The sequence below is a fragment of the Mesorhizobium sp. M1027 genome, from assembly GCF_040318745.1.
Taxonomy (GTDB): domain Bacteria; phylum Pseudomonadota; class Alphaproteobacteria; order Rhizobiales; family Rhizobiaceae; genus Mesorhizobium.
In genome coordinates, this window is record NZ_JAMYMW010000005.1 from 63305 (window position 1) to 85649 (window position 22345).

The 22345-nt window shown below is 59.6% G+C and carries 18 protein-coding genes and 4 pseudogenes; 3 read left to right on the plus strand and 19 right to left on the minus strand.

What is annotated here, in order from left to right; translation table 11 throughout:
- Positions 1-350 precede the first annotated feature (350 nt).
- The 4 genes from NKH50_RS11250 to NKH50_RS11265 form a co-directional block, all read right to left on the minus strand.
- A complete protein-coding gene (locus NKH50_RS11250; protein ID WP_352878672.1) occupies positions 351-1583 on the minus strand; it encodes a M24 family metallopeptidase in 1233 nt (410 codons plus the stop codon).
- A gap of 74 nt (positions 1584-1657) precedes the next feature.
- Positions 1658-2827 (minus strand): M20 aminoacylase family protein, encoded by a 1170-nt coding sequence (locus NKH50_RS11255; protein ID WP_352878675.1) that lies wholly within the window; start codon positions 2825-2827, stop codon positions 1658-1660.
- Entirely contained in the window at positions 2814-3188 is a 375-nt protein-coding gene (locus NKH50_RS11260) for a hypothetical protein (RefSeq protein WP_352739261.1), read from the minus strand. The genes NKH50_RS11255 and NKH50_RS11260 overlap by 14 nt, the downstream gene beginning before the upstream one ends.
- Positions 3189-4108: 920 nt before the next feature.
- Positions 4109-4474, minus strand: coding sequence for a hypothetical protein (locus NKH50_RS11265; protein WP_352878678.1), 366 nt, complete (start codon positions 4472-4474; stop codon positions 4109-4111).
- 66 nt (positions 4475-4540) lie between these two features.
- Between NKH50_RS11265 and istA the strand changes: the two are divergent.
- A pseudogene (istA, locus tag NKH50_RS11270) lies at positions 4541-6107 on the plus strand (IS21 family transposase).
- Positions 6040-6768, plus strand: a complete 729-nt coding sequence (gene istB, locus NKH50_RS11275) for an IS21-like element helper ATPase IstB (RefSeq protein ID WP_027038551.1) — start codon at positions 6040-6042, stop codon at positions 6766-6768. The pseudogene istA and the gene istB overlap by 68 nt, the downstream one beginning before the upstream one ends.
- Positions 6769-6919: 151 nt before the next feature.
- On the opposite strand, the gene NKH50_RS11280 is transcribed toward istB, so the two are convergent.
- The 11 genes from NKH50_RS11280 to NKH50_RS11330 form a co-directional block, all read right to left on the minus strand.
- Complete coding sequence (locus tag NKH50_RS11280; RefSeq protein ID WP_352879104.1) at positions 6920-7768, minus strand: IS3 family transposase; 849 nt, start codon at positions 7766-7768, stop codon at positions 6920-6922.
- Positions 7717-8067, minus strand: coding sequence for a transposase (locus NKH50_RS11285; protein ID WP_352823664.1), 351 nt, complete (start codon positions 8065-8067; stop codon positions 7717-7719). The genes NKH50_RS11280 and NKH50_RS11285 overlap by 52 nt, the downstream gene beginning before the upstream one ends.
- A 478-nt stretch (positions 8068-8545) precedes the next feature.
- Entirely contained in the window at positions 8546-8686 is a 141-nt protein-coding gene (locus NKH50_RS11290) for a hypothetical protein (RefSeq protein ID WP_352878682.1), read from the minus strand.
- A 57-nt stretch (positions 8687-8743) separates the two neighbouring features.
- Positions 8744-10234, minus strand: coding sequence for a M81 family metallopeptidase (locus NKH50_RS11295; protein WP_352878684.1), 1491 nt, complete (start codon positions 10232-10234; stop codon positions 8744-8746).
- A 197-nt stretch (positions 10235-10431) separates the two neighbouring features.
- Entirely contained in the window at positions 10432-11826 is a 1395-nt protein-coding gene (locus NKH50_RS11300) for a CapA family protein (RefSeq protein WP_352878687.1), read from the minus strand.
- 39 nt (positions 11827-11865) lie between these two features.
- Positions 11866-12939 (minus strand): ABC transporter ATP-binding protein, encoded by a 1074-nt coding sequence (locus NKH50_RS11305; RefSeq protein WP_352739271.1) that lies wholly within the window; start codon positions 12937-12939, stop codon positions 11866-11868.
- Positions 12936-13943: an ABC transporter ATP-binding protein gene (locus NKH50_RS11310; RefSeq protein ID WP_352878690.1), complete on the minus strand. Its 1008-nt coding sequence runs from the start codon at positions 13941-13943 to the stop codon at positions 12936-12938. The genes NKH50_RS11305 and NKH50_RS11310 overlap by 4 nt, the downstream gene beginning before the upstream one ends.
- 1 nt (position 13944) lies before the next feature.
- Positions 13945-14826, minus strand: coding sequence for an ABC transporter permease (locus NKH50_RS11315; protein WP_352878692.1), 882 nt, complete (start codon positions 14824-14826; stop codon positions 13945-13947).
- A gap of 2 nt (positions 14827-14828) precedes the next feature.
- The gene (locus NKH50_RS11320; protein WP_352878695.1) at positions 14829-15770 is read right to left on the minus strand and encodes an ABC transporter permease; all 942 of its coding nucleotides are present in this window, start codon (positions 15768-15770) and stop codon (positions 14829-14831) included.
- On the minus strand, positions 15770-17362 hold the full coding sequence (locus tag NKH50_RS11325) for an ABC transporter substrate-binding protein (RefSeq protein WP_352878698.1): 1593 nt from the start codon (positions 17360-17362) through the stop codon (positions 15770-15772). The genes NKH50_RS11320 and NKH50_RS11325 overlap by 1 nt, the downstream gene beginning before the upstream one ends.
- Positions 17363-17727: 365 nt before the next feature.
- Positions 17728-18363 carry an IS110 family transposase gene (locus NKH50_RS11330; RefSeq protein ID WP_352878701.1) on the minus strand — a complete coding sequence of 212 codons (636 nt, stop codon included), beginning with the start codon at positions 18361-18363 and terminating at the stop codon, positions 17728-17730.
- A gap of 507 nt (positions 18364-18870) precedes the next feature.
- Here NKH50_RS11330 and NKH50_RS11335 point away from each other — a divergent pair.
- Positions 18871-19043, plus strand: a pseudogene (locus tag NKH50_RS11335) (transposase); the annotation flags it as partial.
- Positions 19044-19067: 24 nt separating this feature from the next.
- Here NKH50_RS11335 and NKH50_RS28980 read toward each other — a convergent pair.
- From NKH50_RS28980 to NKH50_RS28985, 4 genes and pseudogenes are all read right to left on the minus strand, one after another.
- Positions 19068-19184 (minus strand): annotated as a pseudogene (locus NKH50_RS28980) (hypothetical protein); the annotation flags it as partial.
- Between the two features lie 336 nt (positions 19185-19520).
- Complete coding sequence (locus NKH50_RS11345; protein ID WP_352879106.1) at positions 19521-20774, minus strand: D-amino acid dehydrogenase; 1254 nt, start codon at positions 20772-20774, stop codon at positions 19521-19523.
- A gap of 232 nt (positions 20775-21006) precedes the next feature.
- Complete coding sequence (locus tag NKH50_RS11350; RefSeq protein ID WP_352878704.1) at positions 21007-22194, minus strand: glycine C-acetyltransferase; 1188 nt, start codon at positions 22192-22194, stop codon at positions 21007-21009.
- 26 nt (positions 22195-22220) lie between these two features.
- Positions 22221-22319, minus strand: a pseudogene (locus NKH50_RS28985) (acyl-CoA dehydrogenase family protein); the annotation flags it as partial.
- Between the last annotated feature and the right edge of the window lie 26 nt (positions 22320-22345).

The following is a 22345-nucleotide window of genomic DNA, read 5'->3' on the forward strand; positions in this document are numbered from 1 at the left end:
TGCGCAAACACCCAGCAAAGCGCCCGGCAGGAGACTAAGCTCGCTGCCGGGCCAGTACGCCTTGGGAGGTGGCGTAAGCGGTATCCTTGCGCATCAGTCCTAATTCACCTTTTGCCGCTCCGGTCGGATTTGCAAGGCGTTGCAGACGATACCGCACTCGGCGAGCTGGAAGATTGGCGCCCCTCGTCCTTGTTCATGTCGGCCATAATCTTCGAGGCCTTCACATGCCGGCTACCTGCTACACGGCGCCAGCAACGTCGCAGTCGGCCGCAGCCACAGACATTGCCTGATGTGGGGCCACGAACCAAAGGACCGTCACCCGCGATTACGGCGACCTCGGTTCTCGGCACCTAAGTACTTTCATTAATGACGAGCGGTATCGTTCGAGAAGCACGAGACGTAAGCAATTGCGCGCCAGCTTTGGTTACGAGAACAATCTCTTCGTGGAGCATTAGCTTCGGCGAATTATCGAAATACGATGGATAGATCGTGCTCGGCTCGACATTAATGATCATGCCTGGCTTCAGTATCGTTCGGTCATCGGGCTGAACGGAAGGTAGCTCCGGCATCCATAAACCCATGGAGTGTCCCATTCGCCCGATGGTGGAGCGTCTCCCCCGATTCGTCGAACCATCCAGTAGATCTGACATTGCGGCCCAAACGTCGCAGATCGGAACGCCAGGCTTTATAGCGGCGATTCCTACCTCTGTCGCATCCCAAACCGCTTGGTAGGCATCTTTTGTATGCGGATCAGGTGCGCCAAAAGAAAAGTTGCGATTGAAGTCGCTCCAATAGAAATTAAACAAGCAGCCAGCGTCGATAAAAAGCAGATCCCCATCTGACAGCACCTTGTCGGTCGGGACACCGTAGGGGCGCGTGTAGCCTCCTCGTCCCGAAACACTGGCAATCTTGGGTGTCTTGTCGACACCGCGAATGAAACATTCGAGTTCAAAGAGGCGGCAAACCTCTCGTTCGGTCATACCAAGACGCAACTTTTTCGATAGATTGTCGAATGCTTCTGAAACAATTCCACACACAGTTCGAATTCGGTCAATTTCGGATGGTGACTTGATCATTCGCAACGGAGTGAAAATCGGGTCCGACGCGTCAGCGAATATCCGAGGTCTTATCGCATTGCGCACACGTAAGAAGTCCCCTGCAGGCATACCAAGTCTGCTTTCTGCGCCAAGCTCTGTCCCAATCCTGGCGTCCTGCGGCAAAAATTCATTCAAGACTGTTGCAAGCTCGGATACACCTTCATCCTTCGGGTTCGGGCCAGGCCAAGTGCGGAATTTTCTTATCCAGGTGGTTTCCTTAAAAAACTCGTCGACACCCGTGGGAACAATTGCAACCGCGTCACCAGACGACGGGATTAGAAGAAAGCGCGGTCGAGTGGTCTGAATTGGCGTGGTGCTACTGTCGTCAACAAAATAGCGGAAGTTGTGTTCCGAGGTAACAAGAAGTGCGTCGAAAGCATGTTCCTTCATCAAATGCCGCGCTCGTTCGACCCGCTCTTGATATTCGATTTTCGAGAACGGAGAGTGAGGGATAGTCGTAATGCGAGCAAAATCGTGAGCGGCCATATCACTTCTCCTAAATACCTCCGTCGCGCGCAAAGACGTCGGGATGGCGATTACCAGTTCGGTCGAACTCCAACTCAAAGGGGCAACACTGTCTCGACCAAGCTGACCCAGTAGCCGATGCCATAGGACAGGGCTTCGTCGTTGAAATCATACGCTGGATTGTGCAGGGACGGGGATGATCCATTTCCAAGGAAGATCATAGCGCCAGGCCGCGCCTCAAGCATATAGGCGAAGTCCTCCGCCCCCATACTGATTTCGACCTTGTCGTCCACAGAGGCTGCCCCCACGAGGTTGCCTGCCGCCGTGACCGACAAATTGGTTTCCTCCGTATGGTTGAAGGTAACCGGAACAGATCGACGGTACTTGAACTCGACATCCGCGCCGAAACCACGCGCAATGCCCTGTGCGGATGCCAAAATTTCTCGTTCGGCGAAGTCTCGCAGGTTCGGCGCGAGGGTCCTGACAGTTCCGGCGATTTCGACATGATCGGGGATGACGTTATAGGCCTCTGCGGCCTTCAACTTCGTTACCGAAATCACGAGCGACTCCATAGGATCGGTCTTGCGCGAGACCAAGCTTTGCAGGCCAACGATGATCTGTGCTGCAATAACAACCGGATCTACGGTTCGATGCGGCGAGGCCGCATGGCCGCCCCTGCCCTTCACGATAATGTCGAAGTCGTCCTGCGACCCCATGATCGGGCCATCGCAAATGCCGAATCTGCCGATCTCCATACCTGGCTTGTTGTGCATCCCGAAGACCTGGGAGATGCTGAAACGATCCATGATTCCTTCCTGGACCATCTTTAGGCCGCCCGATGGTAGTTCGATCTCTTCTGCCGGCTGGAAGATCAAGGCGACGGAGCCCTTAAATTTGCGCGTACTCGCAAGATGCTTTGCGGCGCCCAGCAACATGGCCGTGTGCCCGTCGTGGCCGCATGCATGCATTCTGCCTTGTATTTTCGACGACCAGGGTTTGTCTGAGGCCTCAACGATTGGCAGGGCGTCCATGTCCGCCCTTAATCCGATGGTCGGCCCGTCCCTGCCTTCGCCTTGGATTAACGCGACGATACCCGTCTCAGCAATTCCCGTTTCGATGTGATTGATACCGAAAGAGGCTAGTTTCTCGGTAACGAACTTTGCTGTGTTGTGTAACCGATAATCGAGCTCGGGATTTTCATGGAGATAGTGGCGCCATTCGGTTGCCTCGCGCTGCAAATCTCCGAACGCTTCAAGACTTTTCATGTTGCATCAGCCCTGTTTTGAACGCATTGCGCCGAACCGCTTCGATGGTCTTTTCCGGCCACGTTTTGGTAGGAAAAGGACAGAGGTTCAATAAAGCCCTTTTGGAGATGAGCTTTCCGCCAAACTGCGCCGCCTTTTGAAACGTGCATGACACAAGGCGGTGCAGTTTGAAATCTCGCCAGCTCTTGGGACGTGTCGAAGGAAGCCAGATCGCCGCTTCTGGTAGATTTCGTGGGGCCCAAGGAAGAATGCGCTCGGCGAGGCGGCCTCGGGCCTGAGATGGCGTGCGAAGTTCACAAGCGACGGGTTCGGCATCGCAGGGCATGCGATCATGGAAGGTGATGGCGGCCTTTAACTTCAAGGTGAGCGTTCTCGTTGCAAACCTCCCAGCTTTCGCCCAGGCTACTCACCGCCTCACCTTGCTGGCTCATGTGAGTGAGAGGCTGATAGATCAGGTCCATCGTCGTCGAGGAACCCGTCAGCGTCGTCTTGTGTGTGTCAAGCGTGTCCGGTTCCTCGGAGCGGTAACGCGCAGCGTTGCCGCCACTCTACTGCGCGAGGGCAACATCGAGTAGGCTGATGGCGGTCGCTGCCGTAAACGCAACCGCACCCTGCGGGGAAGCCGCACCGAGAAAATCCCCATCTAGCGGAGATACTCGGGTGGTCGGCGCGTCAATTCCTGGGGGAAAAGACTCTTCAGGAACATATCGGGCCTCGCCGTTTTTTGATTTTTGATGCCGCTCAGGCTCGGGTGAAGCGCCATTTCTTGACGCGGTCCAAGTTTGCCTCGAAACCGCCAGCGGTGACACTCAGCGTCGTTTGGGGTCCGAGCCAGGAACATGTTTGCGCTCATCGCCGAAGCGCCGAAGCGGAGCAGTAAAGGCCACCAGGGATGAACGCGGACGTGTCGAGCGGGGCGCCGCCCACAGAGGCGCAAATCCCTCAAATGCGGCTACATGGCCGTTGTAGGCCATGCGCTCGCGGGCGCGGTTGAATCCGATCCTGCTCGCCTGCTGGTGGTGCGGAAAGAGTCCGCGCCAACGCCAGTATTATGGCAGAGTGACCGGAATGTTTCCGGAGCGGCAGGATGAGACGCCAAGCGCACCACCATCATCTCCGCTTTCGGCGCAACATAGAGCATCTGGCCGTGCATGCCTCGGCCCAGGAACGCCCCAACTCATCATGCGTCACCCACCAATGGCTGCGATGCGCGTAGCCCTGCGTCTCCTCATAAGCGAATTTGGATGGGGCGTCGCCATTTTGCACGTCCTCTATCACTGGTTAGGTACCAGCTGTTTTTCCGTACCACTCGCTGTGACATCGCATAAGCTCGCCGAAGCAAGCCAAGTCGCGCACGGCCGCCGACAGGACGGCACCAGCCATCGCCGTGCCTGCGGGATCGACGAAGAGGTATAAGTCCTCTTCGCAACCGAGTAGGGCCCACAGGCGTTCATGCAATGTTCGGTGAAGGAGTGCCCCCTCACGATGGTTCGTCACCCAAGCCAGCACGTCGGTATTCACGGTCTTGTAGTCCACGAATTCGCCGGTCTCGCTCTTCGTGCGGATGGTGCACAAGTAGTCAAACAAGGTCTGCGTTGTGAATCGGCGTGCAAAATTGACCCCATGAGCCGGGGAATCGGCGTCCAATTTTGACCCCCCTGATGCTTTGATTTGCGACCATCGGCTCGTCTTAGCGAGCGGATGGTGTGGGGGATGAAGTCGGTGGATACGATTGCCCGGGTTCGGCGCGCATTCCATGTGCAAGGATGGTCGCTCAAGCGGATTTGCCGCGAACTGCATGTGTCGCGGAACACCGTCCGCAAGATTCTCAGATCCGATGAGACATCGTTCTCCTACGAACGCGAGCGGCAGCCCAAGCCGAAGATCGGTCCGTGGCAGGATCAGCTTGACGGGTTTTTGAATGGCAACCGTGGCAAGACGGCGCGCGAGCAACTGACACTGATCCGGATTTACGAAGAGCTTTGCAGCCTCGGCTACGAGGGCGGCTATGACGCCGTCCGGCGTTACGCGAAGAGCTGGGCGAAGGCGCAGGGGCCGGCGATGGCGGAAGCTTATGTGCCGCTGTTCTTCGCGCCGGGCGAGGCCTACCAGTTCGACTGGAGCCACGAGATCGTCCTAATCAACGGCGTGACGGTGACCGTGAAGGTCGCCCATGTCCGGCTCTGCCACAGCCGCATGATGTTCGTCAGGGCCTATCCGCGGGAGACGCAGGAGATGGTGTTCGACGCCCACGACCGGGCCTTCGCCTTCTTCGGGGGCGCCTGCACGCGCGGCATCTACGACAACATGAAGACGGCGGTGGAAACGATCTTCGTCGGCAAGGACCGGCAATACAATCGCCGCTTCCTGCAGATGTGCAGTCACTATCTGGTGCAGCCGGTCGCCTGCACGCCGGCGTCCGGCTGGGAGAAGGGTCAGGTCGAGAACCAGGTCGGGCTGGTGCGGGAGCGCTTCTTCACACCGCGGCTGCGCTTCAAGTCCTATGAGGAGCTGAACGCCTGGCTGCATGACAAGTGCGTCGCCTACGCCAAGGCGCATCGTCATATTGACCAGCCCGAGCGCACGATCTGGGACGTGTTCGAGGAGGAGCGCGGCAGACTGGTCGAGTATCGCGGTCCATTTGATGGCTTCCACGCCATGCCGGCTTCGGTGTCGAAGACCTGCACGGTGCGCTTCGATAACAACAAATACTCCGTGCTCTCGACCGCTGTCGGCCGCCCGGTCGACATCCACGCCTATGCCGATCGGATCGTCATCCGCCAGGACGGCGTGATCGTCGCCGAGCATGCACGCTGCTTCGGCCGCAACGAGACGGTTTATGATCCTTGGCACTATGTTCCGGTGCTGGCCCGCAAGCCGGGCGCGCTGCGCAACGGTGCGCCATTCCACGACTGGACGCTGCCCTCGGCGATGGAGCGGGTGCGGCGCAAACTGAAGCCGGCCCATGACGGCGATCGGCAGATGGTGGCGATCCTGACCGCGGTTCTCGGTGACGGTCTCGACGTGGTGGAAGCCGCCTGCCAGGAAGCGCTCGATCAGAACGTCTGCTCCGCCGCCATCATCATCAACATTCTGGCGCGTCGGCGCGATCCGGCGCCGGCCGTCACCATTCTCACCCCGGACGCTCTTCGCCTGCAACACGAGCCGCAGGCCGACTGCGCCCGCTACGACAGCCTCAGGAGGGCAAGCTGATGGAACGCACGCAGGTTCTGGAACTGATGGGGACGTTGAAGCTCTACGGGATGCGGGGCGCCTATGACGAGGTCATGGCGACGGGCATCAAACGCCAGCACGAGCCGCCGAGGATCGTCGGCGATCTGCTGTCGGCCGAGATCGCAGAAAAGCAGGCCCGCTCCATCAAATACCAGCTCACTGTCGCCAAGCTGCCGATCGCCAAGGACATCGATGAGTTCGACTTCGACGGCACGCCGGTCAACGAGGTGCTGGTCCGGGACCTTGCCAACGGCACCTTCGTCGCCGACCAGCGCAACGCCGTGCTCATCGGCGGCACCGGAACCGGCAAGTCGCATCTGGCAATCGCCATTGCCCGCGCCCTGATCCGCAACGGCTCACGTGGCCGCTTCTTCAACGTCGTCGATCTCGTCAACCGGCTCGAGACCGAGCATCGCGGCGGCAAGCAGGGCCGTATCGCCGACTACCTCACCCGGCTCGACTTCGTCGTGCTCGATGAACTCGGCTATCTCCCGTTCGCGCAAGCCGGCGGGCAATTGCTCTTCCACCTGATCAGCAGGCTCTACGAACGGACCTCGATCATCGTCACCACCAACCTGGCGTTCGGCGAATGGCCCGCCGTCTTCGGCGACGCCAAGATGACGACAGCGCTCCTCGACCGTCTCACTCATCATTGCGAGATCATCGAGACCGGAAACGAGTCCTGGCGCTTCAAGAACCGCGCCTGATCATCCTGTTAAGCTGCCAAGCGCCATCCGCGCTCGCCCGGGCTGCGCAACCCTGACCAGCTCCGCCCGGGTGAACGCTGACCGCCGCGCATAACCTAAGGGGGTCAAAATTGGACGCCGATCTGGAGTGCGCCCCTCGGACCGGACAGGGTCAAGCCGCAGTTTTGACCATCTGCCGGGCGTGTTGGTCCTCGAACTGTTGCGGGCTGAGATAGCCGAGCGCTGAGTGCAACCGGCGGGTGTTGTAAACCTCATCAATGAAGCGGGGAAGGTCCTCAGCGAGGTCGGCGAAGGTTTCGTAGGCCATCGGATAGACGGCTTCGACCTTCATCGTCTTCATGAAGCTTTCCGCTTTCGCATTATCGTAGGGATTGCCGCGCCGGCCCATCGATCCAATAAGATCGTGCTCGGCGAGAACGTTGCGGTAGAGGAGTGCCGCATATTGCGACCCTCGGTCCGAGTGATGGACGCAGCCCGGCGGGGGTTTTCGTCGTTCGATTGCCGCCTTCAATGCTGCAACGGTCAAGCGCGCGTCGATCGACCGACCGATGGCGTAACCAACGACCTTGCGTGACCAGGCATCCAAAATGACCGCGACGTAGACGAAGCCCGCCGCAATCGTCACGTATGTTATGTCGCTCACCCAGAGCTGGTTCGGGCCGTCGGGTGTCACGTTCTTCGCCAGGTTCGGGAAGATCGGCAACTCGTGATCGCTGTCCGTAGTGACGATGAAGCGCCGCCTGATCCTGGGCTGCAGATCGTGCTCGCGCATCAACCGTCTGACCTTCTTGTGGTTGACGACGATGCCGCGCTGCCGCAGCGCCGCCTGCATGCGGCGATAGCCGTAAGCTTCGAAGCTGTCGGAGATCTCACCCATCGTCTCGACGAGCGCTGTGTCATCCACGGCGGTTTCGGGCTGATCGTAGTAGGTTGATCGCGCGATCCCCATCAGCCGGCATCCTTCAGCGACGGAGACACCGCCGGGCCGGTGATCACGGATGTAGTCCCGCTTCTCGGACGTGGTGCGCTTTTCAGAGCCCCCTTTAGAAACTCAATTTCCAAGGCTTGCCGGCCTACCAGCCGCTCCAGCGCTGCGATCCGCGCCTCATAGGTCTGCATCGTGTCGGCCGCCGCCACGTCTTCGTCGAAGGAGCCGGCCTCGTATTTCTGAACCCAGATGCGGATCAGGTTACGCGGCAGTTCGTGCCGCCTGGCGAGACCATGCAGCGTCTCGCCGGACAGGAACTCCTGCACTACCTGACGTTTGAACTCGATGCTGTGCGTGCGATAAGTCACCATGGGCTTCCATCCTTCGAAAGCCCGGCTTCCAAGTCAATTCTGCTTGTTCATCCTGTCCGGTCCGAGGGGCGCACTCCAATCGGGGGTCAGTTTTGGAAGCCGTTTGACAGTCTGCGGATCGCTGTACACAGCCGGCCGAGGCCGCCAGTCGCATGCGCGAGCATGCGCCCAGAAACTGGGGTGCCTATCGGTGTAGTTTTCGCCGTAATCGAGGAGTCTGTGCGCACCGTTGCGTCCTCGAATGCGCTGGCGCGCAGCTCCGGCAGATAGTAGCGCCTTTGGAGTTGTTGGGCACGCCTTCGCGCCGGCAAAGGGGAGCTAATCAATTTCGGCGGTCTTGTCGCTGCGTTCGAGCAGCGCAGGCCCGCCCCGTCCACGCCACATGCTGACAGACGGCACGAGCTCGGGCATGTGAGACAGCGACCAGCGCAGCTGCGGAAAGTTGAGCGATTCGTCGCTTTCGAAAGTGATGCGCTTGTCAGCGGGCGGCGGCGCAGCGCATCCGGCTGAGTGCTTTCGGATCGGACGCGCGGCCGTCGAGATAGTGCTGTCCTTTGAATTCGAGCCTGCCCATCGATAGTCTCGCTTCGTTCGTTGCCAGCGTGCGCACGTAATCCACGTGGTTCAGGTTTCTGACAATTTCTTCTGGTTGGTCGGGTCCCTTGTGGGCAGGCGCCTAGAGCTTGATGTTGTCGAGCGGCCAAATCGGGCGACGGACATGGCGGTACTCGGCTTTTGAGAGGGCGGCGGATCCCATCATCCCGCCACCATCGACCCTGATCACCTCGCGCGCGATCGGTTCGAACGCCGCACGGAAATGATGATAGGACTTCAGTGCTATGGTCGCGCAGTGAAGCGGGTCGATGCCGAGGGAGGTGAGCTGGGCGAGGTCGGTCGCTTGGTCGTTCCCCGAGATCACCGCAACTTCGATGCCTCCCACGCGCAGCATCAGGCTCGGCCCGTAACTGCGCCATGCGCCTCCGCCCATGGGCCCGTGGCAGCGGAAATGACCGTCGGTGATGGAGACTACCCGCGCCTCGACTTCGAGCGGCGCCCCGCCCATCTCCGGGGCGTGCTTGCCGCCGAGCACGATGCGCCCCTTGTTGCCGACGCCGATGGCGATGCCGGCATGCACGGCCGCTGGATCGAAGATCGCATGGAAGGCCGTGTTCTGGAGGTCGGCCGTGATCATCGCGCGTAGCAGGTTTGTCGCGTCACCGTAAGCACCGCCGCCGGGATTGTCGCTGACATCAGCGAGCACCAGTGGCTTGTCGGCGCCAGCCTCGCCGGTTTTGGCGCGTTCCACCGCCTCGGCGATGCTGATGGTAGTGTCGCGGACGGAGACAAACTCGCGTGTCTCCCACGCGTAATCCATAAATTCCTCAGCAATGCGCTTCGCCTCCCTGCTGTCGCCATTGGCGGTGACGGTGACGCTGGGCCCAACATCGTAAATGTCGCTCTGGGAGAACCCGGCGCAGACGCTGACCACGAGCACCTTGCCAGACGCTTCCAGCGCCTCGCCACGGTCGATCAGCTCGCGCATCGGGCCGGTCTCGGTATGCCCCACGTTAAGACCGCGCAGCATCGGGCGTTTGGCAATGACGGTGCGCGGACGGATCTCCCCGCGAAGAGCGCGGTCGAGCAGCTCGGCCCCGTGCCAAGCGCGTTCATAGTAGTCGATATGAGGATAGGTGCGCACGGCGATCAGCGCCGAGGCGTTCGTCGCCATCTTCTGAGTGACGTTGGCGTGCAAGTCGAGCGTGACGACGATCGGCGCGTCGGGTCCGAGAATGGCGCGCAATCGGGCGAGGATCTCGCCTTCTGTGTCCTCGCAGCCCTCAGCGACCATCGCACCGTGCAGGTTAATGAGCGCGCCATCGCAGCCCTCGGCGCCTGCAAGGAACCAGGCGCAGAGCTGCTCAAAAGTTTCCTTCGTCACCGTGCCCCCAGGGGTGGCGCTAGCTGCGAGCGGATGAGAGAGCCTCCAGCCGAATTTCTCCGCCGCCTCGAACGCCGCGCCCAGCGCGGTGCGGGTGCCCCGCCGCGCTGGTGGAATCTCGTCGCCCAGCAGCAAGGCGCCGGACCGGAAATGCTCGAGCGTGGTCGGCACATTGCTGAAGGTGTTTGCCTCATGTTCGATCTCGCCAGTGAGGATGCGGTAGTTCATGGGAAAGTCTCCGGATTGCAAAGGGATGGCGCAGCAGTTCGGGCTCAGGACAACCCGGTGGAGGCTAGGCATCGCAATTACCAGCGGTTGGGCAGAGCCCAAGCCTCGCGGCCCGACCGCCTCTGTCTAGTGCCGTCCGACGTGGGATCGCCAAGCAGCGCCAACAAGCTGCGCCCGAGACATTATGACGTGCCGCATCATGGCGCCGAGCTGGGTCGCAGTCGGATCAGTCCGACGTCGTTCTCGAGGTCGATTTGGGTTCCAAATGGCTTCGAGAGCTTTTGTAAACGCTCCAGAATGGCTTTTGCTTGCTGCCCGGCAGCGAGACGCGGCACGCCCCGGTTGGCAAACCTCTTCAAGCGACCGAGCTCGATGGGAAAGAGCCTCAATTCAGCAAGCTGGTTTTGCTCAAAGCGGCTGACAGCGACAACGCTCTCATAATAGACCGCACCGGATTGGGGGCCTACAAATCCTCCTGCTGTCGGGTATCCTTTTGCCACCTCATCGACCGTCACCTCGGCATCCGTGTCGACCCGTGGGTCCTTGCCGTATGCGTCGAACATGTCAGCTCCTATGGGCGTCCGGAGGTCCTGACAGAAGAAATTCCCCAAGCTGTAAAAGATAGGACGCCCTTTGTAGATCTCGATGCCTCGCAACAGATGCGGTCCGTGTACGACGTATGCGTCTGCTCCGGCGTCAATGAGCCTGCGGGCAAATGATGGTTCGTAGTCAGGCGGTTCCTCGCTCCATTCCCCGGGCTCGTGCCCGTGGTTAGTGACGATGCAGAAGTCGGAGAGCTGCTTGCCCCGACGGACGTTTCGCAGAATATCGGCGACGTCGCGCGGGTCTGTTTCGAAGCTGTAGCCGGCTTGGTCGCCCGTTTTGTATGTCACCCCGCCAAGTACAACCCGGCTTGGATCCTGTCCGGCGGGATTGTAGCCGGGTAACACTTCGCGCACCCGTCTCAAGCTCTCCAGCATCTCGGCCGGAACCATGGTGGTCTTGGTCAAACGAAGGGCGTTGAGCCCTGGCCTGCCTGGCGCCTCGCCGGCGGGATTGCACCCACGGGACATCGGCGTGAACGTCGTAGCAAACGAAACCAACGCCACGCGACCGCGCGAGGTTTCCAACAAGCGAGCTGCGCCGGCTTGTGCCAGGTTTTCGCCTGCGCCGGCATGGACAATGCCGTTTTCATCAAGCGCGTGGCTCGTTTCGCGCATGCCTTCAATGGCCCAGTCGAGCGTATGGTTGTTCGCACGACTGACCATATTGAAGCCCATCGCCTTTAAATCAGGTCCCAGCTCCGGAGCGCTGATGCAATACGCACCACCGTACTCAGCCTGCGGGCATCCTTTAGATCGAACATTCAAGATGTTGGTTTCCAAGTTGCCGAAAGTGACGTCGGCCTTATGAAAGATCCTGAGGACATCTGCCAAGCCAGGATGATGGCCTTTTGTCACGGGCCGCGCAAAGAGAAGGTCGCCGACTGCCGCCATTGTGAAGCCGTCTGCAACGTTCGTTTCAATTGAACCGACCGCATCAAAGCCACCATCCTGCTGGACCGGAGGGCGGCAATCTTCGTGCGAATCCATACGATCTCCTACTTTTCACAAGTATGCACTTCACCGTCGCTATCCTTGCGTTTCCCGATACCTCAGGACCGGACTATGAGGCTGAGCCACGTGAGCAGGCGAATGATCGCCCGTTGCAGACGTTTGGGTCGGGATCTCTATGGCCGGAGCGCGCACATGACAGGCCACGACCCGCCCATCTGCCATCGGCACCAGACGTGGTACTTCGATGCGGCATCGATCGACCGCGAGAGGGCAGCGCGGGTGAAACGCGCATCCGCTCGGCGGATTGATGGGGCTTGGCACCTCGCCTTCGACGGGCACCTCTAGCCGAACCCGTGTGGGATCCGGCACCGGAGCTGCCGCGATCAACGCCTCGGTGTAGGGATGGACCGGCTTGGCGAAGAGCGCCTCACACGGCGCAAGCTCCACGATCCGCCCCAAATACATAACCGCCACGCGATGGGCGATGTGCTCCACGACCCCAAGGTCATGGGAGATGAAGACGAAGGCGATACCCATCTGCTGCTGGAGATCCAGAAGAAGGTTCAATATCTGTGCCTGCACGGAGACGTCCAGGGCCGAGACCGCCTCGTCGGCGATGATGAGCGAGGGCCCCAACGCCAGCGCTCGCGCGATACCGAGCCGTTGCCGTTGCCCACCCGATAACTCGGAGGGGAGCCTGTGCATGATCTCGGGCGACATACCGACCTTTTGAAGAAGGTCCGCGGCAAGCGCTTGGCGCTGGCTCCGGCTGAGACGCTCAAAATTCTCGACAGGTTCAGTAATGATCTGTCCGGCAGTGAGGCGTGGGTTCAGCGATGAATATGGATCCTGAAAGACCATCTGCATCCGACGTCGCCACACCCGAAGCGCGTGTTTCGTGAGACCGGCAATGTCGGTCCCGTCGACCAGCACGCGCCCCCCAGTCGGCTCCACGAGTCGCATCAGGAGGCGCGCGACGGTGGACTTGCCGCAGCCAGACTCGCCGACGATGCAGAGCGTCTCGCCCGTCTCGACAGAAAAGGACACATCCTCCACTGCCCGCACCACCGGAATGCTCTTCTTCAAGATTCCCGCACCAAGCGGATAATGCTTGGTCAGATTCTCGACTTTCAGCAGAGGACCGTTCATGCGCCCATCACCTCTTCGGCGCGCCAGCAAGCTGCGGCATGGCTCGACCCAACATCACGCAGGGCGGGCGTCTTGTCGCGGCAAATGTCGATAGCGAACGGGCAGCGAGGAGCAAAGCTGCACCCGACAATGGGCTCGCGAAGACTTGGGACAATGCCGGGAATTTCTGGAAGGCGGCGCTGTCGGCCGCGTCGCCGGTCAGGCACCGATCGCATGAGGCCCTGGGTGTAGGGATGTGCGGGACGCGCGAACAAATCTATCACGTTCGCTTGTTCTACGATACGGCCAGCATACATGACAATCACGCGCTGGCATGTCTCGGCTACAACGCCCAGATCGTGCGTGATGAACATCACGGCCGTTCCCGTGCGCTCTTTCAGGTCAACGATGAGCCGCAGGATCTGCGCCTGGATGGTGACGTCAAGCGCAGTGGTTGGCTCGTCGGCGATCAATAGTTCCGGTGAACAGGCAAGAGCCATGGCGATCATCGCACGCTGGCGCATGCCGCCTGACATTTCGTGAGGATAGTTGTTAACGCGCCGCTCGGGGTCCGCAATGCGGACGAGACGGAGCATCTCTTGCGCCTTTGCCATCGCAACCGACCGCGAGGCCTTGGTGTGGATCTGTACCGCCTCAGCGATCTGGCGGCCGACCGTATAGACCGGGTTCAGACTCGTCATCGGCTCCTGGAAGATCATGGCAATCTGGCCGCCGCGGATCTGTCGCATCTCCCGATCGGACAGCTCAAGGAGGTCGCGTCCGTGAAAGCGGACCTCGCCGCCGACAGTCCTGGCGGCCAGCTTCGGAAGCAGGCGAAGGATGGAGAGGGCGGTGACGCTCTTCCCACATCCGGATTCGCCGACGACGCCGAGCGTCTCGCCTTTCTTCACCTGGAAGCTGATGCCGCCAAGGGCGCGGGTGACACTCTCTTCGCCGTAAAAATGCGTTTCCAGATTTCGGACATCGAGAAGCACGTCGTTCTCTGCGGTTTGATGCATCTGCATGTTAGCGCCTCCGCTTTGAGCGGGGATCGAACAGGTCGCGCAGGCCATCCCCGAGCAGGTTGACGGCAAGGACCATCGCGGCAAGGCAGATACCGGGGGCGAAGACCGTCAATGGGGCGATAGCGAGATACAGTCGAGAGCTTGAAATCATGTTGCCCCAGCTCGGGATCTCGGGCGGCACGCCCGCACCCAGGAAGCTGAGCCCGGCCTCTGTCAGAATCGCATCGGCGCAGACAATGGCGCTCTGCACCATAAGCGGCGGAATGGTGCTCGGCAGGATATGCCGCCACAGCACTTTCGGCAGGCGCGCACCGCCGCAGAGCGCGGCCTCCACATAGGGGCGCTCCCGAACACTCAGAACCGCCGAACGAACCAGCCGCGTGACGCTCGGCATCTGGGGGATCGTGATGGCGACGATGAGAATGCCGATCCCGTGGGCAGTCAGAGAAATAAGAGCAATGGCGAGCAGAATCGTCGGGATCGACATCAGGCCGTCCATGACCCGCATGACGATATTATCGAAGATGCGGTTGAAGCCGGCGAGGACACCGATCAGAAGGCCGCCCAGAGTCGCGCCCGCCGCCGCCGTCAATCCCACCAAAAGTGAGATCCGGGCGCCGAACATCGTTCGTGCAAAGACGTCACGGCCCAAATTGTCGGTCCCGAACCACATCTCGGCGGAGGGCGGCTGAAGGCGTTTGAATGGATCCATGTTCAATGGATCGCCGGCGTAAAGCGGGGCAGCGAGTGCTAGAACGATCAACAGAGCTAAGAGGCCGCCGCCTATCACGACCAGCGGATGCCGCCTTGCCAGACGGGGAAGGTCAGATATTCGCGGGCGACCCGTCGGGACGTATTCAACTGGTGCGGAGAGGAGCGTCATAATCAGTACCGGATGCGGGGGTCGACCAGGGTGTAGGAAAGATCGACCGCGAGATTGATAAGGACGTACAGACCCGAAACCAGGATGAGCACACCTTGAATAATGGGATAGTCGCGGTTGTTGATCGCATCGAGCACCAAACGACCGACACCAGGTATGTTGAACACCGTTTCCGTGATGACGACACCGCCAATCAGACCTGCGAAACTTAAGCCGATCACGGTGAGGATCGGCACACCCGCATTCTTCAGAGCGTGGTGGAAAAGCATGGCATAGGACGACGCGCCCTTGGCGGCGGCTGTTCGCATATAGTCTTCCGACAGAACCTCGAGCATGCTCGCACGCGTGATCCGGGCGATGAAAGCAATATAGGGAATGCTCAAAGTCACGGTCGGCAGGATCAGGTGCACAAGCCATGGCCCGAAGCCATGGTCGATAGGTTGGTATCCTTGGACGGGCAGCCAATGTGTCCTGACAGCGAACAAGTATATGAGAAAGAAGCCGACGACAAACACCGGGACAGAAAAACCAAGTGTCGCGAATGCCGTCAGGATGCGATCAACAAGACCGCCAGCTCGCCATGAGGCGAGGACGCCGAAGGAGACACCGACCGTCACCGAAACGATCATCGTCAGGAGCGACAGGGAAATGGTTGGCTCAAGCCGCTGTGATATGAGCTCAAGAACCGGTCGTGCGGCAAAAATCGATGTACCGAAATCGCCGCCGACCATGTCCCGAACCCAATTTATGAACTGAAGCGGCAAGGAATCGTTCAGTCCCAGCCGCTCGCGAATGGCCGCAACCATCTCTGGCGTAGCGTTGCGGCCAGCGATCATGTCCGCAGGGTCGCCAGGGGCTAGCCTGAGAAGCAGGAACACGAAGATCCCGACCATCGCCATGACGCCGATGGCAGAGATTGACCTGCGGAGGATGTAGACAGCCATTAGGCCTCAGTCTTCTGCATGTTCCACATTGGGACGACCCCCGGCACGCCGATGAGGCCAGTGAGCGTCTTGCGGTGCGCGCATGGCGAGACATTTTGGCCTAACAGGACGGTAGGCACATAGTCCCACCATATCTTCTGCATTTTGCGGGCAAGGGCCTTACGCTCTTCGAGCGTTTCTAAATCCGCCCATTTGGCCCGAAGGGCTTCATATTCCTCATTCTGCGGCCAGCCGAACCAACCCTTTTCGCCATTCATGGGCAGAGTGTTGTCACTGATGACTGTGCCAAGGATCGCTTCAGGTTCGGTGGTTATGAACATGCTCCAGCCACCGTTCTCAATGGTGCCCTTGTTCGCGCGTCGAGCGACAAGCCCTCCCCAGTCACTCGGCGCGAGCTCAGCATTGATCCCTATCTTCTGCAATGTTGCTGCCAGAAACTGAGAGGCGTTGCTTGCCTCCCCCCAGTCCGTAGGTTGCAGGATGACGACCTTCTCGCCGGCATATCCCGCCTCCTTGAAGAGTTGCTTGGCTTTTTCCGGATCGCCGCCTTTCTTGAACCACCCCGTATTTTCGTCATTCGAGATGGGCGTTTCGTTTCCGAACATCGAAGTGACAGTACGGGTGTATTTCGAATCCCCATACGCTGCGCGCATCATGGCCTCTTGATCGACCAGGTGAAGCAACGCTTGACGAGCCTTCACGTTGTTGAACGGCGGCTGCAGACAGTTCAGCCGCAGGATCATGTCACTGCCAGTCTTATCCAAGACTTCCAACACCACGTTGGGGTCACTCTCGAGGACCGGAAGAAGATCGACCGGCAGACTCAAAAGAAAATCGATCTCACCTGCTTGCAAAGCCGCGATGGCAGTCTGCTTATCGCCGTACAGGCCATTGTCCCAGATGACTCGATCGACCTTCACGATCTTCCCGCCGGCAAGTCCATCCGGCGCCTCCTGGCGGGGTACATATTTCTCATTGCGATCGTAGGTGAAGCTTGACCCCGGCCTGGCAAGATCGTGATTGAACTTAAATGGCCCTGATCCAATGTTCGCCGTCACCTGCTCCGTTGGAGCAAAATTGGCGTCCTTCTCGCGCATTATAAATGGACCCTGGAACGCCAAGATGTCGAGCAGTAGACCCAAAGGCTCTTTGAGCTCGACTGCGAAGGTTTTTTCGTCCTTTTTCGAGATGTCCTTTGCGCGCTTCATCAGCACCTGACCGCCAGGAGCCACTTGGGCCCAGCGACGGATCGAGGCTACACAGTCCGCGGCGGTCACGGGGGTACCATCGTGCCACATCAGACCATCGCGGAGCTCGAACGTATAAGTCTTCCGGTCATCGGAAACGCCCCATTGTCCAACCATCTGCGGATGCGGCGCAAACTCCGAATCGACGCCGAATAGCGTATCGTAAATCGCGTGTGCATGGGTCTGGGTAGCATCAGCCGTTGTAACGACCGGATCGAATACGGTAAGGTTGTCTATTACCATTCGAACTGTCGGCGAAGTCTGCGCGCGAAGGACGGAAGGGATCGATAAAGCCGCTCCGGCGGCGATACCCGCCTTGAGGAGATTGCGTCGAGAAATCGTCATCTTTCAGTTCCCCTTTTTGAGCCACCGGCGCGGTTAACCCGCGCTTATTGGATCTTGTCGACCATGAGCGAAGCACTCGTCTCCACAAACATGTTCGAGCACGCATAGGATAGCACCTGGGCAGGAGGGTTTGCGCCAAAATGCGTCGGCTGCTGAAATACGGACCGCACAAAGCGTCGTGGTTTGAAATGTCGCCAGGATCCGTGCACCGCACACGGCAGCTCATCTTCAGACGCAGGGTCAGCTGCTAAAAGTGGCACGCCACCTTCTCCATGAGCTCGCGCTCGTCGGCGCAGACCCGGCCGAATTTTCCCAGCCGCAGGTCGGGCACATATAGGGCGGGTCATTGGCGTTCGGCTCCTTCCTCAGATGTTGAGCATGCGCGCACGGATCAGAGGCTTGCGCCCGCTAGCGGCAGACTTCCAACTAGGAAGAAGACCACACACCCAGGCGATGAATTTCTTGCTGTGCATGGCATGGCGACCGCCGCCCGTTCGTCGTCGGGTAGCAGGTGCCGTCCAAGCCAAGCGCGCCCCGCGATTGTCGAACAGGTCCGCATGCGGGCGCTTCGGCACGAGATGCGCCTGCAGGATGCCATGCACCTCATTCTCCATCCGTATGCGATGACGCACGACTTGATTGCGCCGTGCGGCGAGACGGCGAAGCCTCTCGGTCCGCTCGTCGGGAAGCCAAACCTCCGGCAAAAAACCGCTGGCGTGAAGCTGCGCCAGAACGCCGGCATCGATCTTGTCGGTTTTGATCCTGCGTGTGTTCGCTTTCACCTGCATCGGATTTGCGACAATTACGCGCCCGACGAAATGCGACAGCACCCGCACCACCGCCTTGGCGTTGCCGGTCGCCTCGACGACGATCTCGTCATCTGCATCCAGGCTGCTGCCGAATCCTTCCAACCCGAAGCCGGTCATGTCGATCCGTCCGTGATGGCGGAGCCGGCCTCCCTCCCAAAACACCACCTCCGCGAAGGTGCGGTGGATGTCCATTCCAATCACACGTCTCATTGGCTCCCTCTCCTTGAACATTCGGGAGCCGGCGGGCGAGGCGGCACCTACAGATCCGCGCTCTCGCCGCAACCGGGCAGGTCGTATGGGCGGCCAGCTACTAACGCTAGCTCGCAGCTCATCGAATACATCGGCCTGCCCGCACTTGGCGTGCTCCGGTGCCCCTCTCCCGGATGGTCGCGCCATACGCCGGAAATCGCTTATCTCCAGCAGGAGTGGCGGCACCGTCATGATCATACCGCGGTTACCAACATACTTGAGCGCTCAAAGAGGAAATCGGCCGGCGCACCTATGTCGTGCGAATCTGACCTGCGCGTGCACAAGAAGGTCGCCCTGCGCCAGGCCGCATGATCCAGCACCATGACCGGCTCAGTTTGCAGAACTTGACGCACACAACCCGGCCTGCCCGGACTTGGCGCGCTCCTGTGCCCTTGCCCGGATAGTCGCGCCATATGCCGAAAGCCCATCATCTCCAGCGGAGACCGAACCGCGTTCGAAGCACTGAATTCAAAGTTGTGCCGCACTGTGCGCAGCAGGGCAATTTCCCCAAGCGCGGCGGCATAAGGCTGCTATATCTGGTCCTGAACCACGCGGCCGAGGAGTGGAAACGACCGCCGCGCGAGTGGTTCGACGCCAAGACCCAGTTCGCCGTCTTCTTTGGCCATTGTAAGCGTCGACTGGGTTGCGGTACCATTGGTGACGATGCGGTAGATCTTGCCGAAAAGCTTCGTCCCGATCCGCATGTCGGCGCGGCCGTCGGCCAGGTCGGGCTTCAGCTCCGAGACGCCCGTCAAACCGAGCGATCTTGCGGGGAAGCACGACGATCGCCGCCCTGCTCCGTGACTCGCATGACCGCGGCGATCAGGTCAAGCGTGCCGTCGCGGCCGAGGGCTCTGCCCCATTTCCAGGTCGACACCCCTTCGAGTAGGCGCGGCGCCCTCCACGATGCGGCAGATCACAGCCAGGCGGGCTCGCCCAAGCAATAAATTTCTCGCTGCGACATTGCATTGTAGCCCTTTTGCGCTGTTCCGCATCGTCGAGGTCGGTGATCGCGTCCGCGCCGTAAGCCCTCTGGATTGCCTCTCGGATAGTGCAGTTCGCAGTATGGTATGAAATTCATCGCACCCTCTTCATTGCAATCAGGCAACCTTGCGTATGTCCGTCGGCAGGTCACCCGAAATGATCTCAGCAACCATCTCGGCGCTTGCAGCCGACAAGGTCCAACCTAAATGACCATGGCCCGTATTGTAGAACACACCGCGTGCCCGGCCCTTCCCGACCCGCGGCATCATGTTGGGCATCATCGGCCTCAACCCCGCCCATGGCACTACCCGCTTGGTATTTACCCCCGGAAAATGCATTCGCGTCCAGTCCACCAAGGGCCTAACGCGATCCTCCCGAACGTCGCGGTTTAGACCGTTGAACTCAGCGGTTCCGGCGACCCGGAATCTAGATAAACCTAATCGGCTCGTAACGATCTTGGCTCGATCATCAAGCAGGCTGACCCACGGTGCGGCTTCCTGTGACGCCGACTCATCGAGATCGACCGTGATTGAGTAACCCTTAACCGGGTAGATATTGAGCCGATCTCCCAACCTCGCGGCAAAGTCGCGGCTGCTACAGCCCGCACAGATGACGATGGCGTCTGCGCATATGGCATGGTGCCCAGCATGTCGGTCTTCAGTACCACTTGCGTAGAATATTCGAAAACTCTGTTGACGTTCGACGCGTCTCACATCTGCATCATAGTAGAAGCGAGCGCCGCGCCTCTCGCATGCCCGTGCGAGACCAGTCGTGTATTTGTGAATGTCGCCAGTCGAATCCGACGGCGTGTAAAACCCTCCGTATAGGGCGCTACGGAGAGTGGGTTCGATCGACCTGATCTCTTCCCCTGAAACGGGCCGTCGGTCCAGCCCACCTTGAACCAGCAACTCGTTTACCGCTTGCGCATCATCGAAATCGGCCTTTTCCCGATATATGTGAAGAATGCCGCGACGAACATGATCGAAATCGATTCCTTCCCGCTCGGCGATCTCAAACATATGCTTCCGCGCCATGATCGCGAGCTTGGTCGTCTTTACGGTGTTTTCGCGATAATTAGCGATGTGCGCCACGAATTCCGCCAGCCAGCTGTACTTGTGCCAACTGGGCGCAGGGTTCATAAGAAGTGGAGCGTCGCGTTTAAACATCCACTTGATCCCCTTAAGAATCGTCGACCAGCGGTTCCAAACTTCAGCGTTGCTTGCCGAGAGCTGTCCACCATTGGCAAAGGACGTTTCCATCGCAGGATACCGCTGACGATCTAATACCGTGACATCATAACCGCGCTCCAAAAGGGCATACGCCGTCGATACACCGGTGATCCCGGCGCCGATGACAACAACTCTTGGCATTTTGCTCTCCAGATAGATAAATCGGTGCGGGTTCTGGGGACGTTCACCTAGTCTAGCGAGGCAGGCGAGCACTGCCTCGTTCAGGCTAGGCATCAACGTGCCACTAGAGTTCGACAGTAGGTTGGACGAGATGGCCGACATCCCGGTTGCACAGATCGACCCGGACTTAACGTCGAAGACCACCATGAATTCCCGGTAGGCATGGACAAAGGCGCTGCAATCATGTTGGGCATCAGATGAGTCCCAATTCCCTGCCCACCTCGGTGAAGGCCTCGACGGCGCGGTCAACATCCGCACTCGAATGTGCGGCGGACATTTGCGTGCGGATGCGCGCCTGCCCCTTCGGCACCACGGGGAAGGCGAAACCGATCACATAAATCCCGCGCTGGAGCATCTTCTCGGCCATCTGCTGTGCGAGAGTCGCGTCGCCCAATATCAAGGGAATGATCGGATGGCCCGCGCCAGCCAGCGTGAAGCCCGCCTTCGACATCTTCGAGCGGAAGCGGTCGGCATTGGCATAGAGCTTTTCGCGCAGCGCATCGCCATGTTCGATCAGGTCGAACACCTTCAGCGATGCCTCTGCAATGGCGGGCATCAGCGTATTGGAGAAGAGGTACGGCCGCGAGCGCTGGCGAAGCCAGTCGATGACCTCGCGCTTGCCTGACGTGTAGCCGCCCGACGCGCCTCCAAGCGCCTTGCCGAGTGTGCCTGTGATGATGTCGATGCGGTCCTCGACGCCGCAATGCTCCGCCGAGCCGCGCCCATGCCTGCCCACGAAGCCGACCGCATGGCTATCGTCGACCATGACGATGGCGCCATATTTCTCCGCCAGATCGCAGACGCCGCCGAGATTGGCGATAATGCCGTCCATCGAAAACACGCCATCGGTCGCGATCAGCTTGAAGCGGCTGCCTTCGGCTTTGTTCAGTTCCTCTTCCAGCGCGGCCATTTCGTTGTTGGCATAGCGGAAGCGCTTGGCTTTGGAGAGGCGAATGCCGTCTATGATCGAAGCGTGGTTCAGCGTATCGGAAATGATGGCGTCTTCCTCCCCGAGCAGCGCCTCGAAGAGACCGGCATTGGCGTCAAAACAGGATGAATAAAGGATCGTATCTTCCATCTTGAGAAAAGAAGAGATGCGCGCCTCGAGTTGCTTGTGCTCCTCCTGAGTACCGCAGATGAAGCGGACCGACGCCATGCCGTATCCATAGCGGTCGAGCGCAGCCTTAGCCGTGTCCCGCAAATCTTGATTGTCGGCGAGACCGAGATAGTTGTTGGCGCAAAAATTCAGGACCTTGCTGCCATCCGCGAGTTCGATCTCAGACGACTGCGTCGAGGTAATGACCCGCTCGGATTTGTAGAGCCCAGCAGACTTCGACCCAGCCAGTTCCGCCGACAAATAGGCAATAAAAGCGTTCTTCATCGGCAACTCCGCAGGAATGGCATGAAGTAAGCCCTACACAAGCACATGATCAGCGAGGACTGGACGCTCATCACCGAGTGGTAACGGCTGTCGATTCGCTCAACGTCGCGCGCCACGGGGTCATAGGTGCGCCTGCTCGACTTTCGCCAGT

Bases quoted from the DNA above. Each gene is read 5' to 3' on its own strand.
- NKH50_RS11250 (WP_352878672.1), bottom strand. From the start codon at position 1,583: ATGGCCGCTCACGATTTTGCTCGCATTACGACTATCCCTCACTCTCCG.
- NKH50_RS11255 (WP_352878675.1), bottom strand. From the start codon at position 2,827: ATGAAAAGTCTTGAAGCGTTCGGAGATTTGCAGCGCGAGGCAACCGAA.
- istB (WP_027038551.1), top strand. From the start codon at position 6,040: ATGGAACGCACGCAGGTTCTGGAACTGATGGGGACGTTGAAGCTCTAC.
- NKH50_RS11285 (WP_352823664.1), bottom strand. From the start codon at position 8,067: ATGGTGACTTATCGCACGCACAGCATCGAGTTCAAACGTCAGGTAGTG.
- NKH50_RS11295 (WP_352878684.1), bottom strand. From the start codon at position 10,234: ATGAACTACCGCATCCTCACTGGCGAGATCGAACATGAGGCAAACACC.
- NKH50_RS11300 (WP_352878687.1), bottom strand. From the start codon at position 11,826: ATGGATTCGCACGAAGATTGCCGCCCTCCGGTCCAGCAGGATGGTGGC.
- NKH50_RS11305 (WP_352739271.1), bottom strand. From the start codon at position 12,939: ATGAACGGTCCTCTGCTGAAAGTCGAGAATCTGACCAAGCATTATCCG.
- NKH50_RS11310 (WP_352878690.1), bottom strand. From the start codon at position 13,943: ATGCAGATGCATCAAACCGCAGAGAACGACGTGCTTCTCGATGTCCGA.
- NKH50_RS11315 (WP_352878692.1), bottom strand. From the start codon at position 14,826: ATGACGCTCCTCTCCGCACCAGTTGAATACGTCCCGACGGGTCGCCCG.
- NKH50_RS11320 (WP_352878695.1), bottom strand. From the start codon at position 15,770: ATGGCTGTCTACATCCTCCGCAGGTCAATCTCTGCCATCGGCGTCATG.
- NKH50_RS11325 (WP_352878698.1), bottom strand. From the start codon at position 17,362: ATGACGATTTCTCGACGCAATCTCCTCAAGGCGGGTATCGCCGCCGGA.
- NKH50_RS11330 (WP_352878701.1), bottom strand. From the start codon at position 18,363: ATGGACATCCACCGCACCTTCGCGGAGGTGGTGTTTTGGGAGGGAGGC.
- NKH50_RS11345 (WP_352879106.1), bottom strand. From the start codon at position 20,774: ATGCCAAGAGTTGTTGTCATCGGCGCCGGGATCACCGGTGTATCGACG.
- NKH50_RS11350 (WP_352878704.1), bottom strand. From the start codon at position 22,194: ATGAAGAACGCTTTTATTGCCTATTTGTCGGCGGAACTGGCTGGGTCG.